This window comes from Desulfobaculum sp. SPO524 (assembly GCF_044987625.1).
Classification (GTDB): domain Bacteria; phylum Desulfobacterota; class Desulfovibrionia; order Desulfovibrionales; family Desulfovibrionaceae; genus Desulfobaculum.
The window spans coordinates 175,632-188,828 of the sequence record NZ_JBJDSB010000001.1; the positions used below are offsets into that span (position 1 = coordinate 175,632).

Annotated in this window: 27 protein-coding genes; all 27 read right to left on the minus strand. The window is 57.3% G+C overall.

Annotated features, from left to right (window positions below; all coding sequences use genetic code 11):
* Positions 1-2: 2 nt before the first annotated feature.
* Positions 3-392 carry a 30S ribosomal protein S11 gene (rpsK, locus tag ACI3L3_RS00700; protein ID WP_404843172.1) on the minus strand — a complete coding sequence of 130 codons (390 nt, stop codon included), beginning with the start codon at positions 390-392 and terminating at the stop codon, positions 3-5.
* An 80-nt stretch (positions 393-472) separates the two neighbouring features.
* Positions 473-844 carry a 30S ribosomal protein S13 gene (gene rpsM / locus ACI3L3_RS00705; protein WP_404843173.1) on the minus strand — a complete coding sequence of 124 codons (372 nt, stop codon included), beginning with the start codon at positions 842-844 and terminating at the stop codon, positions 473-475.
* Between the two features lie 16 nt (positions 845-860).
* Positions 861-974, minus strand: a complete 114-nt coding sequence (gene rpmJ, locus ACI3L3_RS00710; RefSeq protein WP_404843174.1) for a 50S ribosomal protein L36 — start codon at positions 972-974, stop codon at positions 861-863.
* Between the two features lie 83 nt (positions 975-1,057).
* Positions 1,058-1,828, minus strand: coding sequence for a type I methionyl aminopeptidase (gene map / locus ACI3L3_RS00715; protein WP_404843175.1), 771 nt, complete (start codon positions 1,826-1,828; stop codon positions 1,058-1,060).
* Between the two features lie 2 nt (positions 1,829-1,830).
* On the minus strand, positions 1,831-3,144 hold the full coding sequence (gene secY, locus ACI3L3_RS00720; RefSeq protein WP_404843176.1) for a preprotein translocase subunit SecY: 1,314 nt from the start codon (positions 3,142-3,144) through the stop codon (positions 1,831-1,833).
* A 6-nt stretch (positions 3,145-3,150) separates the two neighbouring features.
* Positions 3,151-3,597, minus strand: a complete 447-nt coding sequence (gene rplO / locus ACI3L3_RS00725; RefSeq protein ID WP_404843177.1) for a 50S ribosomal protein L15 — start codon at positions 3,595-3,597, stop codon at positions 3,151-3,153.
* Positions 3,597-3,773, minus strand: coding sequence for a 50S ribosomal protein L30 (gene rpmD / locus ACI3L3_RS00730; RefSeq protein ID WP_404843178.1), 177 nt, complete (start codon positions 3,771-3,773; stop codon positions 3,597-3,599). The genes rplO and rpmD overlap by 1 nt, the downstream gene beginning before the upstream one ends.
* Before the next feature lie 10 nt (positions 3,774-3,783).
* Positions 3,784-4,308: a 30S ribosomal protein S5 gene (gene rpsE, locus ACI3L3_RS00735; RefSeq protein WP_404843179.1), complete on the minus strand. Its 525-nt coding sequence runs from the start codon at positions 4,306-4,308 to the stop codon at positions 3,784-3,786.
* 17 nt (positions 4,309-4,325) lie between these two features.
* Positions 4,326-4,688, minus strand: coding sequence for a 50S ribosomal protein L18 (gene rplR / locus ACI3L3_RS00740; protein ID WP_404843180.1), 363 nt, complete (start codon positions 4,686-4,688; stop codon positions 4,326-4,328).
* Positions 4,689-4,702: 14 nt separating this feature from the next.
* Positions 4,703-5,236 (minus strand): 50S ribosomal protein L6, encoded by a 534-nt coding sequence (rplF, locus tag ACI3L3_RS00745; protein WP_404843181.1) that lies wholly within the window; start codon positions 5,234-5,236, stop codon positions 4,703-4,705.
* A 12-nt stretch (positions 5,237-5,248) separates the two neighbouring features.
* Entirely contained in the window at positions 5,249-5,632 is a 384-nt protein-coding gene (rpsH, locus tag ACI3L3_RS00750) for a 30S ribosomal protein S8 (RefSeq protein ID WP_404843182.1), read from the minus strand.
* Positions 5,633-5,643: 11 nt separating this feature from the next.
* Positions 5,644-5,829, minus strand: a complete 186-nt coding sequence (locus ACI3L3_RS00755; protein ID WP_404843183.1) for a type Z 30S ribosomal protein S14 — start codon at positions 5,827-5,829, stop codon at positions 5,644-5,646.
* Between the two features lie 12 nt (positions 5,830-5,841).
* On the minus strand, positions 5,842-6,381 hold the full coding sequence (gene rplE / locus ACI3L3_RS00760; RefSeq protein ID WP_404843184.1) for a 50S ribosomal protein L5: 540 nt from the start codon (positions 6,379-6,381) through the stop codon (positions 5,842-5,844).
* Positions 6,382-6,391: 10 nt separating this feature from the next.
* A complete protein-coding gene (gene rplX / locus ACI3L3_RS00765) occupies positions 6,392-6,715 on the minus strand; it encodes a 50S ribosomal protein L24 (RefSeq protein WP_404843185.1) in 324 nt (107 codons plus the stop codon).
* An 11-nt stretch (positions 6,716-6,726) separates the two neighbouring features.
* Positions 6,727-7,095, minus strand: a complete 369-nt coding sequence (gene rplN / locus ACI3L3_RS00770; protein ID WP_404843186.1) for a 50S ribosomal protein L14 — start codon at positions 7,093-7,095, stop codon at positions 6,727-6,729.
* 11 nt (positions 7,096-7,106) lie between these two features.
* A complete protein-coding gene (rpsQ, locus tag ACI3L3_RS00775) occupies positions 7,107-7,370 on the minus strand; it encodes a 30S ribosomal protein S17 (protein ID WP_404843187.1) in 264 nt (87 codons plus the stop codon).
* A 3-nt stretch (positions 7,371-7,373) separates the two neighbouring features.
* Entirely contained in the window at positions 7,374-7,568 is a 195-nt protein-coding gene (rpmC, locus tag ACI3L3_RS00780; protein ID WP_404843188.1) for a 50S ribosomal protein L29, read from the minus strand.
* The gene (gene rplP, locus ACI3L3_RS00785) at positions 7,568-7,981 is read right to left on the minus strand and encodes a 50S ribosomal protein L16 (protein WP_404843189.1); all 414 of its coding nucleotides are present in this window, start codon (positions 7,979-7,981) and stop codon (positions 7,568-7,570) included. The genes rpmC and rplP overlap by 1 nt, the downstream gene beginning before the upstream one ends.
* 2 nt (positions 7,982-7,983) lie before the next feature.
* A complete protein-coding gene (rpsC, locus tag ACI3L3_RS00790; protein WP_404843190.1) occupies positions 7,984-8,622 on the minus strand; it encodes a 30S ribosomal protein S3 in 639 nt (212 codons plus the stop codon).
* A 10-nt stretch (positions 8,623-8,632) separates the two neighbouring features.
* The gene (rplV, locus tag ACI3L3_RS00795; RefSeq protein WP_404843191.1) at positions 8,633-8,962 is read right to left on the minus strand and encodes a 50S ribosomal protein L22; all 330 of its coding nucleotides are present in this window, start codon (positions 8,960-8,962) and stop codon (positions 8,633-8,635) included.
* 18 nt (positions 8,963-8,980) lie between these two features.
* Positions 8,981-9,262: a 30S ribosomal protein S19 gene (gene rpsS, locus ACI3L3_RS00800; RefSeq protein WP_404843192.1), complete on the minus strand. Its 282-nt coding sequence runs from the start codon at positions 9,260-9,262 to the stop codon at positions 8,981-8,983.
* Between the two features lie 8 nt (positions 9,263-9,270).
* The gene (gene rplB, locus ACI3L3_RS00805) at positions 9,271-10,101 is read right to left on the minus strand and encodes a 50S ribosomal protein L2 (protein ID WP_404843193.1); all 831 of its coding nucleotides are present in this window, start codon (positions 10,099-10,101) and stop codon (positions 9,271-9,273) included.
* 2 nt (positions 10,102-10,103) lie between these two features.
* Positions 10,104-10,394, minus strand: a complete 291-nt coding sequence (rplW, locus tag ACI3L3_RS00810) for a 50S ribosomal protein L23 (protein ID WP_404843194.1) — start codon at positions 10,392-10,394, stop codon at positions 10,104-10,106.
* On the minus strand, positions 10,394-11,014 hold the full coding sequence (rplD, locus tag ACI3L3_RS00815; RefSeq protein WP_404843195.1) for a 50S ribosomal protein L4: 621 nt from the start codon (positions 11,012-11,014) through the stop codon (positions 10,394-10,396). Before rplD ends, rplW begins: the two co-directional genes overlap by 1 nt.
* Before the next feature lie 13 nt (positions 11,015-11,027).
* Positions 11,028-11,657, minus strand: coding sequence for a 50S ribosomal protein L3 (gene rplC / locus ACI3L3_RS00820; RefSeq protein ID WP_404844102.1), 630 nt, complete (start codon positions 11,655-11,657; stop codon positions 11,028-11,030).
* Between the two features lie 15 nt (positions 11,658-11,672).
* The gene (rpsJ, locus tag ACI3L3_RS00825) at positions 11,673-11,990 is read right to left on the minus strand and encodes a 30S ribosomal protein S10 (RefSeq protein ID WP_167942579.1); all 318 of its coding nucleotides are present in this window, start codon (positions 11,988-11,990) and stop codon (positions 11,673-11,675) included.
* A 3-nt stretch (positions 11,991-11,993) separates the two neighbouring features.
* On the minus strand, positions 11,994-13,187 hold the full coding sequence (gene tuf / locus ACI3L3_RS00830) for an elongation factor Tu (protein WP_404843196.1): 1,194 nt from the start codon (positions 13,185-13,187) through the stop codon (positions 11,994-11,996).
* Between the last annotated feature and the right edge of the window lie 10 nt (positions 13,188-13,197).

The window sequence follows — 13,197 nt, forward strand, 5'->3', positions numbered from 1 at the left end:
GGTTAGACCCTGCGGCGTTTAGGCGGACGGCACCCATTGTGTGGAATGGGAGTGATGTCGCGCATGAAGCTGACTTTGAAGCCGGCATTGTTGATGGCGCGCATAGCGGCCTCACGTCCAGAGCCGGGGCCCTTGACGAAGATGCCGACGGTACGCATACCGTGCTCCTGAGCAGTGCGTGCGGCACGCTCAGCAGCAACCTGGGCAGCAAAGGGAGTGCTCTTACGAGAGCCCTTGAACCCGGTGCCACCAGCGGACGCCCAACTGATCACATTACCTTTCATATCAGAGAAGGTGACAATAGTGTTATTGAACGTGGCCTGGATGTGGGCAATGCCCGCAGGTACGTTCTTCTTCTCTTTCTTTTTCCCGGAGCGTCGGGGGTTGGCCATAACCTTTTCTCCGTAAATCTGAAGTGTTCAGTTCTGCATCCCCCAAGGAGAATCCCTAAGCGGGGGATGCAAACTGATAACTACTTTTTCTTTCTACCAACCGCAGAACGCTTGGGGCCCTTACGGGTACGAGCGTTCGTGTGGGTGCGCTGACCACGGCAAGGGAGACCACGGCGATGGCGCAGGCCGCGGTAGCAGCCAATGTCCATCAGGCGTTTGATGTTGGCGGTCACCTCGCGGCGGAGATCGCCTTCAACTTTAAAGTTGGTCTCGATCTCCTTGCGGATGGTGTTCACCTCATCAGCGGTCAGATCGTCGGTCTTCCTCGTCCAATCGATTCCGGTGGAATCCAGAATCTTCAGGGCTGTGGTGCGACCGATGCCGTAGATGTACGTCAGACCAATGTCCAGACGCTTATTCTTGGGCAAATCAACACCTGCAATTCTAGCCACGATAAATCCCCTTTACCTAGCCCTGGCGCTGCTTGTGCCTGGGGTTTTCGCAGATAACCCGGAGCACGCCCTTACGGCGGATCAACTTGCACTTCGGGCACATCTTTTTAACTGAGGGTCTAACTTTCATGACCTTCTCCCGCTTCTTTCCTTATTGAGCACCCCGGTCCTCGGGACAACCGGGAAACTAAGGTATATATGCAAGCACGAACCTTAATGATCGCTTCTGCTCAATATCTCTGGCCCGTTGTGGGTCAGAGCGATAGTGTGTTCAAAGTGGGCAGAGAGTTTACGATCTTTTGTCACTGCTGTCCACTTGTCTTCCAGGACCTCGACATCTGGCGATCCTAAACAGACCATCGGCTCCACCGCTATGACCATTCCGGCCTTAATCGGCGGCCCCGTTGCGCCCCGAGGGACGAAGTTGGGGACCTCCGGCTTTTCGTGAAGATTCCGGCCTATACCGTGCCCGACAAACCTCTTTACCACAGAATACCCGTTAAGCTCCACAAATTCTTGGATTGCTTTGGATACGTCGTAAAGGCGGTTACCGACCACGGCGCGCTCAATGCCACGCATGAGGGACTCACGCGTGACATCAATGAGGCGCTGCGTTTCCTCGGGGATGGCTCCCACCGCGAAGGTGCGGGCCGAATCGCCGTAGAATCCGTCATAAATGACGCCCATGTCAAAGCTGACGATATCGCCCTCTTCCAGCACCCGATCAGACGGGAACCCATGGACAACCTGTTCATTGACGGAACAGCACAGTGCGTAGGGAAAGCCGCCGTAGCCCTGGAAAGCGGGCGTGACGTCGAACTTCCTGCACATTTCCTGAGCGATGTTTTCAAACCGCATGGTCGGAACACCCGGCCGCACGGCTTCGCCCATTTCATCAAGTATCACGGAGACGATGCGGTTCGCCTTCCTCAGGAGGGCGATCTCCGCATCGTTCTTCAAGAAGATTCCGCGAAACTTTTTCAATGCTATCGCCGTCCCTTGGCCTTCGTCTTGCCCATCAAACCTTCATACTGACGATTGATGAGGTGCGACTCGATCTGGGACATGAAGTCCATGGCCACGCCGACGACGATGAGCAGGCTGGTGCCGCCAAAGTAGAACGGCACATGCATCTGGCTAATCAGAAGCATCGGCAGCACACAGACTGCAGCGATATACAGAGCGCCCCACAGCGTGATCCGGGACAGAACCCTATCGATATACTCGTGGGTCTTGGCACCGGGTCGGATGCCGGGGATGAAGCCGCCCTGCTTGCGGATGTTGTCCGCAATGTCCTTCGGGTCGAAGATAATGGCTGTGTAAAAGAAACAGAAGAAGAAGATCATTCCGATAAACAGCACATTATACAACACCGAAGCAGGTGTGAACCAGGCGGAAATCTCCTGCAGCCACTCCACCCGGGAGAAGTTCGCCAGCGTTGCCGGGAACATCAGGATGGAAGAGGCGAAAATGGGAGGAATAACGCCTGCGGTATTGATTCGCAGAGGCAGATGGGTGGTCTGACCACCGTACATCCGCCGACCCATCATGCGCTTGGCATATTGGATGGGGATGCGCCTCTGCGCACGTTCCATGTACACGATGAGCGCCAGCACACCGGCCATGAGCGCCAGTACCAGCAGCAGCACGAACAGGGACATCTCGTTCGTGGTCATCAGTCGCCATGTGTTGGCAATGGCGCCAGGAAGCCCAGCGACAATACCGGCGAAGATGATGAGCGAGATGCCGTTTCCGAGTCCCCGTTCCGTGATTTGCTCGCCGATCCACATGATCAGCACGGTACCGGCAGTAAGGGTAATAATGGTCACAAGACGGAAGCTCCAGCCTGCGTCGAGGACCACGGGAGCGCCGGTGGGGCTGGTCATGCTCTCCAAACCGATTGCGATGCCCAGGCCCTGTACGATGGTGATGAGCACCGTCCCGTAACGGGTGTACTGGGTAATCTTTTTGCGTCCGGCCTGCCCCTCTTCCTTCGACAATCGCTTCAGCTCGGGGCTGACCACGGTCAGCAGCTGAATGATAATCGATGCGGAGATGTAGGGCATGATCCCAAGAGCAAAGATGGAGAGATTTCTCAAACCACCGCCCGAGAACATGTTGAACAAACCGAACAAGGTGTTCTGAACGCTATCGAAGAAGTCCTGCAGCGCGACAGTGTCGACGCCCGGAGTCGGCACGTGAATGCCGATCCGGTAAACCGCCAACAGCAGGAACGTCCACAGGAGCTTCTTCTTCAACTCCGGTAACTTGGTGAGATTCTCAACCCCAGTAAGCGCCACGTCTATTTACCCTTCCAGAGCCTTGGCGGTGCCGCCAGCGGCGGTAATCTTTTCCTGAGCGGACTTGCTGAACCGATGTGCCTCAACCGTCACAGCGGCCTTGGCCTCTCCGTTGCCGAGGATCTTGACCAGGCTACCAGCCTTGACCAGACCACGGGCATAGATGTCGTCGAGGGTGATCTCGGACTTGCCTTCGAACATAGCGAAGAGACGGTCCAGGTTCACAGCCTCATAGGACTCACGGAAACGGTTCTTGAAACCACGCTTAGGCAGACGACGGGCGAGGGGCATCTGGCCACCTTCGAACCAAGCGGGGACACCACCACCAGAGCGGGCGTTCTGCCCTTTATGGCCCTTGGCGGATGTCTTACCCCAGCCGGAGCCTGCGCCCCTGCCGACCCGCTTTCTGTTCTTGCGCTCTTCATCGAAGGGGTACAATTCGTGAAGTCTCATTATTCAACTACCTCAACAAGATGGTGCACAGCCTTGATCTGGCCAAGGGTGCTATCGTTCTTGGGAAGCTCGTTCACCTGGCGGATCTTGCGCAGGCCCAGGGCAGCGACGGTCTTGCGCTGCTTGGGAGTGCAGCCGATCAAGCTCCGAACGAGTCTGACTTTGATCTTATCCATGTCGCTCCCTCTACTTCCTCGGGGTGCTGACTTCCTTACCACGCAGTGCGGAGACATTCTTCGCGCTGCGCAGAGAGGTCAGCCCCTCGACGGTAGCCTTAAGCACGTTATGCGGGTTGTTGGTACCGATGGCCTTAGTCAGGATATCGTGAACACCCACAGCCTCCATGACGGCACGCACCGGGCCGCCGGCGATGATGCCGGTACCCTTGGATGCGGGCTTCATGACAACACGGGCGGCGCCGAAGCGACCGAGGGTCTCGTAAGGAAGCGTGCCGTCCACGAGGGCGACGGGCTTCATGGTCTTACGAGCCTTCTCGGTGGCCTTGCGGATAGCCTCAGGGACTTCCACTGCCTTACCGAGACCGTAGCCGACAGAACCCTTGCCGTCACCAACTACAACGAGTGCGCTGAAGTTGAAGCGGCGGCCGCCCTTGACAACCTTGGCCACCCTATTGAGGTAGACAAGCTTCTCAATGTGGCCGAGTTCTTCCTGCTGCTCCCTACGGGAGTCTCTGCGAGGGCCTTTTTCCATTGTTACCTTCCGCAGTCTTAGAATTTAAGCCCGGCCTCTCGGGCGCCGTCGGCCAGAGCCTTGACCTTGCCGTGGTAGATATAGCCACCACGGTCAAAGACCACGCTCTCGATATTGTTTTCCTTAGCCAGCTTTGCGATCTCCTGGCCAACCCGTGCAGCGCCTTCTTTATTGCACTTCAGGGTCTCGCCGTCCTTCTTGTTCAGAGCAAGAGTGGAGGCAGAGGCCAGAGTGACGCCCGCGACATCGTCGACGAGCTGCGCGTAGATATGCAAGTTGGAGCGGAAAACGCAGAGCCTGGGACGATCCGGAGTGCCGCTAACTTTCTTGCGGATGCGGATCTTGCGGCGGGCGCGTGCCTGCTCTTTGGTCATTTTCATCGTATCACCCTACTCTATTTGGCGGACTTACCGGCCTTACGGCGGATGACCTCGTCAACGTACTTGATGCCCTTGCCCTTGTACGGCTCCGGCTTACGGACGCGGCGGATCTGTGCAGCGACTTCGCCCACAGCCTGCTTGTCGCAGCCGGAGATAGTCAGCTTGGTTCCCTCGGCCTTGGCTTCGATGCCCGCGGGCAGATCGAACTCGACCGGGTGGGAGTAACCAACGTTCAGGACAACTTTCTTGCCCTGAACATTGACCCTGTAGCCAACGCCAACCACTTCGAGCGTCTTTTCGAAGCCCTTAGTGACACCCTCGACCATGTTGGCCAAGAGGGAGCGGCGAAGGCCATGCTGGGCACGGGCAAGGCCAGAGTCGTCGACACGAGTGACGACCAGCTCCGAGCCTTCCTGCTTGACCTCAATCTTATGATGCAGCGGCGTGGAGAGGGAGCCCTTGGGGCCCTTCACATCAACCTGGCTTTTGCCGACCGTGATTTCCACCCCGGAAGGGACGGCGATAGGCCTTTTACCGATTCTGGACATGTTCCTTCCTCACTACCAAATTTCGAACAGCAGTTCGCCGCCGACGTTCTTTTCCTGTGCCACAGTGCCTTCCATCACACCGTGAGAGGTAGACAGAACGCAGATTCCGAGGCCGTTCTGAACACGGGGAATCTCGGAAGAGGCAACATAGACTCTACGGCTCGGCTTGCTGATGCGCTTCATACCAGCGATCAGGGCCTGGCCGTCAGCGTATTTGAGGGTCAGACGGATGTCACGCTCCTCAACGCTGTAGTCGGTGATATATCCTTCGTCCTTCATGATGGCCGCGATGGACTCCTTCATGTTGGACTTGGGGATGAGGACCTCCTGGTGCAACGCCTGGTAGGCGTTGCGCACACGGGTCAGCATATCCGCAATGGGATCAATAACAGACATCGTGTTACTCCTTACCAGCTGGACTTACGGACCCCGGGCAGTTCGCCGGCAAGTGCTTTGTTACGGAAGCAGATACGGCAGATGCCGAACTTCCGCATAAAAGCGCGGGGACGTCCGCAGATGGGGCAGCGGTTGTAGGCGCGGGCCGAGAACTTGGGCTTCTGGCCAGCCTTATTCATGAGAGCTTTACGAGACACTTCGCTCCTCCATTACTTCTTGAAAGGCATGCCCAGCATCTGCAGCAGGACTTTGCCTTCCTTGTCAGTGCCGGCGCTGGTCACGACGGTCACGTTCATGCCCTTCACACGCTCAACCTTGTCAACTTCCAGCTCGGGGAAGATCGTGTGATCTTTGATACCGAGGGTAAAGTTGCCACGGCCGTCAAAACCGCGGTCCGGGATACCCCGGAAGTCGCGGACACGAGGCAGAGCGAAGTTGACCAGCTTGTCGAAGAAGTCCCACATGCGATCGCCACGAAGGGTCACGCGGCAGCCGATGGCCATACCCTCGCGCAGCTTGAAGGCCGCAATGGACTTCTTGGCGCGGGTGGGGACGGCACGCTGGCCGGCAATGCGGCTCAGCTCTTCAACGGCATCCTCAATGAGCTTATTGTTCTGGCTGGCTTCGCCCAGTCCGATATTCAGGCTCACGCTCTTCAGCTCGGGGAGCTGCATGGGCGACTTGTACCCGAACTCTTTCTGCAGGGCGGGAGCAACCTTCTCATTGTATACTTTCTCAAGACGAGTCATGGATGCTCCCCTAGTCGATGATTTCGTTACATTTTTTGCAGAAGCGGACTTTCTTTCCGTCTGCAGTCACCTTGTACCCGATGCGGGTCGGCTTGGTGCATGCATCGCAAATCACGGCCACGTTGGAAATTGCAACGGGCGCTTCCTTTTCGATGATGCCACCGGCCTGCTGGGTGTAAGGGTTGGCCTTGGTATGGCGCTTGATCATGTTCACTTTCTCGACAAGAACCTTGTCTTTCTTGCGCATGATCTTGAGCACCTTACCGACCTTGCCCTTATCCTTACCGGCGATGACCATGACTTTGTCATCTTTGCGGATCTTGAACTTTTTCATGGGGCAAACCTCTAGAGCACTTCGGGCGCCAGGGAGACGATCTTCATAAAGTTCTTCTGACGCAGCTCACGTGCCACGGGGCCGAAAATACGGGTCCCGACAGGCTCATTCTGCTTGTTCAGCAGAACGGCGGAGTTGTTGTCGAACTTAATGTAGGTTCCGTCCGGACGACCAACTTCTTTTTTGGTTCGAACGACGACCGCCTGCATGACATCACCCTTCTTCACTTTGGAGTGGGGCATGGCTTCCTTGACGGAAACCATAATGATGTCGCCAACGGATGCATAACGACGACGGCTGCCGCCGAGCACCTTGATGCAGGACACCTTCTTGGCGCCGGAGTTATCCGCAACGTCGAGCTTGGATTCGACCTGAATCATCTTGTAAGCTCCTAGACGGCTTTTTCAACGATGTTGACGAGATGCCACCGCTTACGAGCGCTCAGTGCGCGATGCTCGACGATCTGCACCTTATCCCCAACTTTGCAATCGTTGTTGGGATCGTGTGCCATGAGCTTGTTGCGGCGACGGATATACTTCTTCAGCAGAGGATGCTTAACCAGGGTCTCTGCACGAACGACAATGGTCTTGTCGTTCTTGTCGGAGACAACGATGCCGGTCAGCATACGCTTGTTGGAATTCTTCACTTCAGACATTGCTTACGCTCCAGTTTCCTTTTCGCGAAGGATGGTGAGAATACGCGCGATGGCCTTCTTCACCTCGGGAATACGCTGGGTATTCTCCAGCTGGGCCGTGGCATGCTGAAAACGAAGGTTGAACAGCTCCTGCCGAAACTCGCCGAGTTTCTCATTGAGCTCGGAAACGGACAGTTCCCGGAGTTCTTTGGCAGTCATTACAGGCCCTCCCTGACAACAATGGCGGTCTTGATGGGCAGCTTATGCGAAGCCCTGACCAGTGCTTCCTTGGCCAGAGCCAAGTCAACACCCTTGATTTCGTACATGATCCTGCCAGGCTTGACGGGAGCGTACCAGCCGGAAGGAGCACCTTTACCTTTACCCTGACGCACTTCGGCAGGCTTGGAGGTAAGGACCTGGTCCGGGAAAATGCGGATAAAGACCTTACCGCCACGCTTGATGTGACGCATCATGGCCACACGAGCGGATTCAATCTGCTGGTTGGTGAGCTTGCCGTGCTCCAGCGCCTTCAGGCCGATTTCACCGAAAGCAACAGTGTTGCCGCGGGTGGCTTTGCCACGCAGACGGCCCTTCTGGCGCTTGCGGAATTTAGTCTTTCTCGGAGAAAGCATGACTATTCACCTTCCTGATCCAGAATTTCACCCTTGAAGATCCAGACCTTCACGCCGATGACACCATAGGTGGTGTGGGCTTCGGCAAAGCCGTAGTCCAGATCGGCGCGCAGGGTGTGCAGAGGCACACGGCCTTCGCGGTACCACTCAGTGCGAGCGATCTCAGCACCGGCCAGGCGGCCAGCGCAGTTGATCTTGATGCCCTCTGCGCCAAACTTGCGAGCCATGCTCACAGTGCGCTTCATAGCGCGGCGGAAGGCAACTCGACGCTCAAGCTGGAGAGCGATGTTCTCTGCAACAAGCTGGGCATCCGTCTCGGGACGGCGCACTTCGTTCACCTCAATGGCGAAGTCGCGACCGAACTTATGACGCAGCTCACCGCGCAGCTTCTCGATCTCTACGCCCTTACGTCCAATAACGATACCGGGACGAGCAGTGAAGACGAGCAGGCGGACTTTGCCGCCAGCGCGCTCGATCTCCAGGCGGGAAATACCGGCGTGATAGAGTTTTTTCTTAACGAACTTACGGATCTGGTCGTCTTCGAAAACGTTGTCCGCGTAGTTCTTATTCGCGAACCAGCGGGACAACCAATTCTTATTGTAGCCCAACCGGAATCCGTAGGGATGTACTTTCTGACCCACTTCTGCCTCCTTAGGCCTCGGCCACAACCACAGTGATGTGGCTGGTGCGCTTCAGGATTCGGTTCGCGCGCCCCATGGCTCGGGGCATGATCCTCTTGAGGGTCGGACCCTCATTGACGATCACCTGCTTCACAACCAGGTTATCGACTTCCACCCCGGTCTGCTCAGCATTGGCAACAGCAGAGTGAAGGACCCTATTGATCAGCTTCGCGGCCTTCTTGGGCGTAAAAGTCAGAATATTGATTGCGTCCTCCACGGAGCGGCCCTCAACGTTGCGAGCAACGAGACGAGCCTTCTGTGCGGAGATACGCGTATGCTTGGCAACAGCTCTGGTTTCCATCGAAGTCACCTTAACCCTTTATCGTTTGGCCTTGCTTTTCTTGTCCGCAGCATGACCGAAGTACGTCCTGGTCGGGGCGAACTCGCCGAGCTTGTGCCCGACCATGTTTTCGCTCACGAACACGGGGATGAACTTGCGGCCATTATGAACGGCAAAAGTCAGACCAACCATTTCGGGGAAGATCGTGGAGCGACGCGACCAGGTCTTGATAACGCGACGGTCGCCCGTCTCGCCTGCCTGAACAACCTTCTTCATCAGGTGGTCATCAATGAAAGGACCCTTTTTCAGCGACCTAGGCATGACAACTCCTATTTCTCACCGCGGCGCTTAATAATGAGCCGGGAAGAGGATTTCTTCTTGTTACGAGTCTTGTAACCCTTGGTCGGCTTACCCCAGGGGGTAACGGGATGACGACCACCGGAGCTACGACCCTCACCACCACCGAGGGGGTGGTCAACGGGGTTCATTGCAACGCCACGGACTTCGGGGCGACGGCCCTGCCAGCGAGAGCGACCAGCCTTACCGACGGTCACGGACTCGTGGTGGACGTTGCCAACCTGGCCGATAGTGGCGCAGCAGGTGGCCAGCACGTTGCGGACTTCGCCGGAGGGCATACGCAGCAGGGCGTACTTGCCTTCCTTAGCAACGAGCTGGGCATACGTACCGGCGGCGCGGCAAAAACGGCCGCCCACGCCGGGCTGCAGCTCAATGTTGTGAACCGTGGTACCAACAGGGATACGGAACAGGGGCAGAGCGTTGCCGGCCTTGATGTCGGCATTCTCGCCAGCCTGCACGGTGTCGCCAACCTTGATGCCCACAGGGGCCAGGATGTAGCGCTTGTCGCCGTCAGCATAATGCAGGAGGGCAATGCGCGCGCTACGGTTGGGGTCGTACTCGATGGTAGCGACCTTGGCCGGCACGTCGACCTTGTTCCGCTTGAAGTCAATCACGCGGTACAAACGCTTGTGCCCGCCACCGCGGCGCCTGGAGGTGACGCGACCAAAGTGGTTGCGTCCGCTCTTCTTGGTCAGGCCCTTGGTCAGGGATTTCTCAGGGGTCGTGCTGGTGATCTCCTCGAAGGTGGAGATCGTCTGGAAGCGGCGACCCGGAGAAGTGGGTTTCAATTTGCGCACTGCCATGCCTAGACTCCTTCGAACAGTTCGATCTTATGGCCTTCGGCCAAGGTGACGTAGGCCTTCTTGTGGCCGGATTCCGTCCCGACGCGACGGCCGAAGCGGCTGCGGACACGGGGACGGCGACGAACAACGTTCACGCCAGTAACCTTCACATCGAATGCCTTCTCAACCGCTTTGGCGATCTCAATCTTGTTGGCCTCGGGGTGCACGTAGAAGACAACCTGGTTGCCTGCTTCGTGCATTTCGGCGGCCTTCTCAGAGATGAGCGGCTTGATGATAACCTTCGTGTAATCCATTACTTCAACCTCTCTTCGACGGCCTTAGCGGCATCTTCCAGCATGATGAGCTGGTTGTGCCTGAGCACGTCGTAGACATTGAGCTGGGCTTGCGGAAGGATGGTGATACCGGGAATGTTGCGTGCGGAGAGACCCAGAACCTTATCGTCGCCATTGGTAACAATCAAGGCCTTTTTGAGGCCCAGGTTCTTGAGAATCTGCGCGAATTCCTTGGTCTTCACTTCCTTCAATTCGAAGCCCTTAAGCACCGTCATGCTCTCCTCAGCAACCCTGGCGGACAGGGCCATACGCAGAGCGAGACGGCGAACCTTCTTGTTCACCTTGAACTCGTAGCTGCGGGGCTGAGGACCGAACGTGGTGCCACCACCCTTCCAGATGGGGCTGCGCAGGGAGCCGGCGCGTGCGCGACCGGTGCCCTTCTGGCGCCAAGGCTTCGCACCGCCGCCGCGAGACAGGGCGCGATTTTTCACCATATGGGTGCCAGCGCGCTGCTGCGCACGCTGTGCACGAACAACAAGGTTCAAGATTTCGGGCTTGACCGGAACCTCGAAGACCTCGGAAGCGAGGGTCAGCTCGCCTACTTCCTTCTTTTCCTGGTCGTATATCTTCAAAACAGCCATGATATCATCCTCATTACTGCTTGCGGACCATCACAAGGCCGTTCTTAGGACCGGGAACCTGACCTTTGAGGATGAGCAGGTTGTCCTCGGGGCGGACATCGAGCACTTCGACATTAGTACAGGTGACTTTCCTGTTGCCCATCTGGCCGGCCATCTTCTTGCCCTTGAAAACCCTACCGGGCCAAGCGCACTGACCAATGCCACCGGGGGAACGGTGTACCTTTTCCACGCCGTGAGTTGCGGCAAGGCCACGGAAGTTCCACCGTTTCATGGGGCCCTGGAAGCCCTTACCTTTGGAGGTGCCGGAGATCTTAACTTTCTCTCCGGGCTCAAACATGCTGACGGTCAGGTCCTGGCCGAGCTCGTAGCCTTCAATGGAGTCCACGCGGACTTCCTTGAGGTGACGGTAGCAGCCACGGTTTGCCTTGGCCATGTGGCCCTTGGTGGGCTTATTGGCCTTCTTCTCGTCAACTTCTTCAAAACCGATCTGAAGAGCGGCGTATCTATCGGTCGCATCGTCCTTCGTCTGAAGGATGGGGCACGGCCCGGCGGCAACGACGGTGACGGGGATAGCAGTGCCGTCGTCACCGAAGATGCGGGTCATGCCCAGCTTGCGTCCCATGATGCCAAGCGTCTTAGCCATCATGATATCCTCTTTCTAGAGTTTGATTTCTACGTCCACGCCGGCGGGGAGGCTGAGCTTACCCAGCGCGTCCACGGTCTGCTGCGTGGGCTCGAGAATGTCGAGAAGGCGCTTGTGCACGCGCATCTCGAACTGCTCCCTGGACTTCTTATCCACGTGCACCGACTTCTGAATGGTGTACTTGTGGATATTGGTCGGAAGGGGAATGGGGCCCGCGATGCTGGCGCCGGTATTCCGGGCCGTGTCGACGATCTCGGCTACGGCTTTGTCCAGAATCCTGTAGTCGTACGCTTTCAGCTTGATTCTGATGCGATCGCTCTGCATGGAAACCATGACTTACTCCTCGATTTCGGAAACAACGCCAGCGCCGACAGTGCGGCCGCCCTCACGGATGGCGAAGCGAAGGCCCTTCTCCATAGCGATGGGCGCGATAAGCTCAACACCGAAGGTTGCGTTGTCACCGGGCATGACCATCTCGACACCGTCGGCAAGGGTAACCACGCCGGTGATGTCAGTGGTGCGGAAGTAGAACTGAGGACGGTAGCCGGAGAAGAACGGAGTGTGGCGGCCACCTTCGTCCTTGTTCAGCACGTACACCTCGGCCTTGAACTTGCGGTGAGGGGTGATGGAACCGGGAGCTGCCAGAACCTGGCCGCGCTCGACTTCGTCACGCTTCACGCCGCGGAGCAGTGCGCCGATGTTGTCGCCAGCTTCGCCCTGGTCGAGCAGCTTGCGGAACATCTCAACGCCGGTGCAGGTGGTCTTGGTGGTGTCATGGATACCGACGATCTCGATTTCCTCACCAACCTTGATCACACCGCGTTCCACACGACCGGTCACGACGGTGCCGCGGCCAGAGATGGAGAACACGTCCTCGATGGGCATCAGGAAGGGCTTGTCGATGTCGCGCTCGGGAGCGGGAATGTAGGAGTCGCAAGCGTCCAGGAGTTCCTGAATGGGCTTCAGGGCCTCATCGTCTGCGGACTCGGCTTCCAGTGCCTTCAGAGCGGAACCCTTGATGACCGGAATGTCGTCGCCGGGGAAGTCGTACTTGGAGAGCAGCTCACGAACTTCGAGTTCAACGAGTTCCAGCAGCTCTTCGTCGTCGACGAGGTCAACCTTGTTCAGGAAGACAACCAGAGACGGCACGCCAACCTGACGGGCGAGCAGGATGTGCTCACGGGTCTGGGGCATGGGGCCGTCAGTGGCGGCGACAACCAAGATACCACCGTCCATCTGGGCGGCGCCGGTGATCATGTTTTTGATGTAGTCGGCGTGACCGGGGCAGTCCACGTGTGCGTAGTGGCGCTGGTCGGTCTCGTACTCGACGTGAGCGGTGGCGATGGTGATGCCACGCTCTTTTTCCTCAGGAGCCTTGTCGATTTCGTCGAAAGCGACAAAGTCACCACCGCGCAGCAGAGCGGAGCCCTTGGTGATGGCGGCGGTCAGAGTGGTCTTACCGTGGTCAATGTGGCCAACGGTACCGATATTTACATGAGGCTTCTTGCGCTCAAATTTAGCTTTAGCCATGACTGACTAC

Bases quoted from the DNA above. Each gene is read 5' to 3' on its own strand.
- tuf (WP_404843196.1), bottom strand. From the start codon at position 13,187: ATGGCTAAAGCTAAATTTGAGCGCAAGAAGCCTCATGTAAATATCGGT.
- rpsJ (WP_167942579.1), bottom strand. From the start codon at position 11,990: ATGGTTTCCATGCAGAGCGATCGCATCAGAATCAAGCTGAAAGCGTAC.
- rpsQ (WP_404843187.1), bottom strand. From the start codon at position 7,370: ATGTCTGAAGTGAAGAATTCCAACAAGCGTATGCTGACCGGCATCGTT.
- rpmC (WP_404843188.1), bottom strand. From the start codon at position 7,568: ATGACTGCCAAAGAACTCCGGGAACTGTCCGTTTCCGAGCTCAATGAG.
- rpsH (WP_404843182.1), bottom strand. From the start codon at position 5,632: ATGTCTGTTATTGATCCCATTGCGGATATGCTGACCCGTGTGCGCAAC.
- rpsS (WP_404843192.1), bottom strand. From the start codon at position 9,262: ATGCCTAGGTCGCTGAAAAAGGGTCCTTTCATTGATGACCACCTGATG.
- rplN (WP_404843186.1), bottom strand. From the start codon at position 7,095: ATGATTCAGGTCGAATCCAAGCTCGACGTTGCGGATAACTCCGGCGCC.
- rpsE (WP_404843179.1), bottom strand. From the start codon at position 4,308: ATGGAAAAAGGCCCTCGCAGAGACTCCCGTAGGGAGCAGCAGGAAGAA.
- rplV (WP_404843191.1), bottom strand. From the start codon at position 8,962: ATGGAAACCAGAGCTGTTGCCAAGCATACGCGTATCTCCGCACAGAAG.
- rplE (WP_404843184.1), bottom strand. From the start codon at position 6,381: ATGACTCGTCTTGAGAAAGTATACAATGAGAAGGTTGCTCCCGCCCTG.
- rplP (WP_404843189.1), bottom strand. From the start codon at position 7,981: ATGCTTTCTCCGAGAAAGACTAAATTCCGCAAGCGCCAGAAGGGCCGT.
- rplO (WP_404843177.1), bottom strand. From the start codon at position 3,597: ATGAGACTTCACGAATTGTACCCCTTCGATGAAGAGCGCAAGAACAGA.
- rplC (WP_404844102.1), bottom strand. From the start codon at position 11,657: ATGGCTAAGACGCTTGGCATCATGGGACGCAAGCTGGGCATGACCCGC.
- rplD (WP_404843195.1), bottom strand. From the start codon at position 11,014: ATGGCTGTTTTGAAGATATACGACCAGGAAAAGAAGGAAGTAGGCGAG.
- rpsK (WP_404843172.1), bottom strand. From the start codon at position 392: ATGGCCAACCCCCGACGCTCCGGGAAAAAGAAAGAGAAGAAGAACGTA.
- rpmJ (WP_404843174.1), bottom strand. From the start codon at position 974: ATGAAAGTTAGACCCTCAGTTAAAAAGATGTGCCCGAAGTGCAAGTTG.
- rplW (WP_404843194.1), bottom strand. From the start codon at position 10,394: ATGGATTACACGAAGGTTATCATCAAGCCGCTCATCTCTGAGAAGGCC.
- rplF (WP_404843181.1), bottom strand. From the start codon at position 5,236: ATGTCCAGAATCGGTAAAAGGCCTATCGCCGTCCCTTCCGGGGTGGAA.
- rplB (WP_404843193.1), bottom strand. From the start codon at position 10,101: ATGGCAGTGCGCAAATTGAAACCCACTTCTCCGGGTCGCCGCTTCCAG.
- rplX (WP_404843185.1), bottom strand. From the start codon at position 6,715: ATGAAAAAGTTCAAGATCCGCAAAGATGACAAAGTCATGGTCATCGCC.
- rpmD (WP_404843178.1), bottom strand. From the start codon at position 3,773: ATGGATAAGATCAAAGTCAGACTCGTTCGGAGCTTGATCGGCTGCACT.
- rplR (WP_404843180.1), bottom strand. From the start codon at position 4,688: ATGAAAATGACCAAAGAGCAGGCACGCGCCCGCCGCAAGATCCGCATC.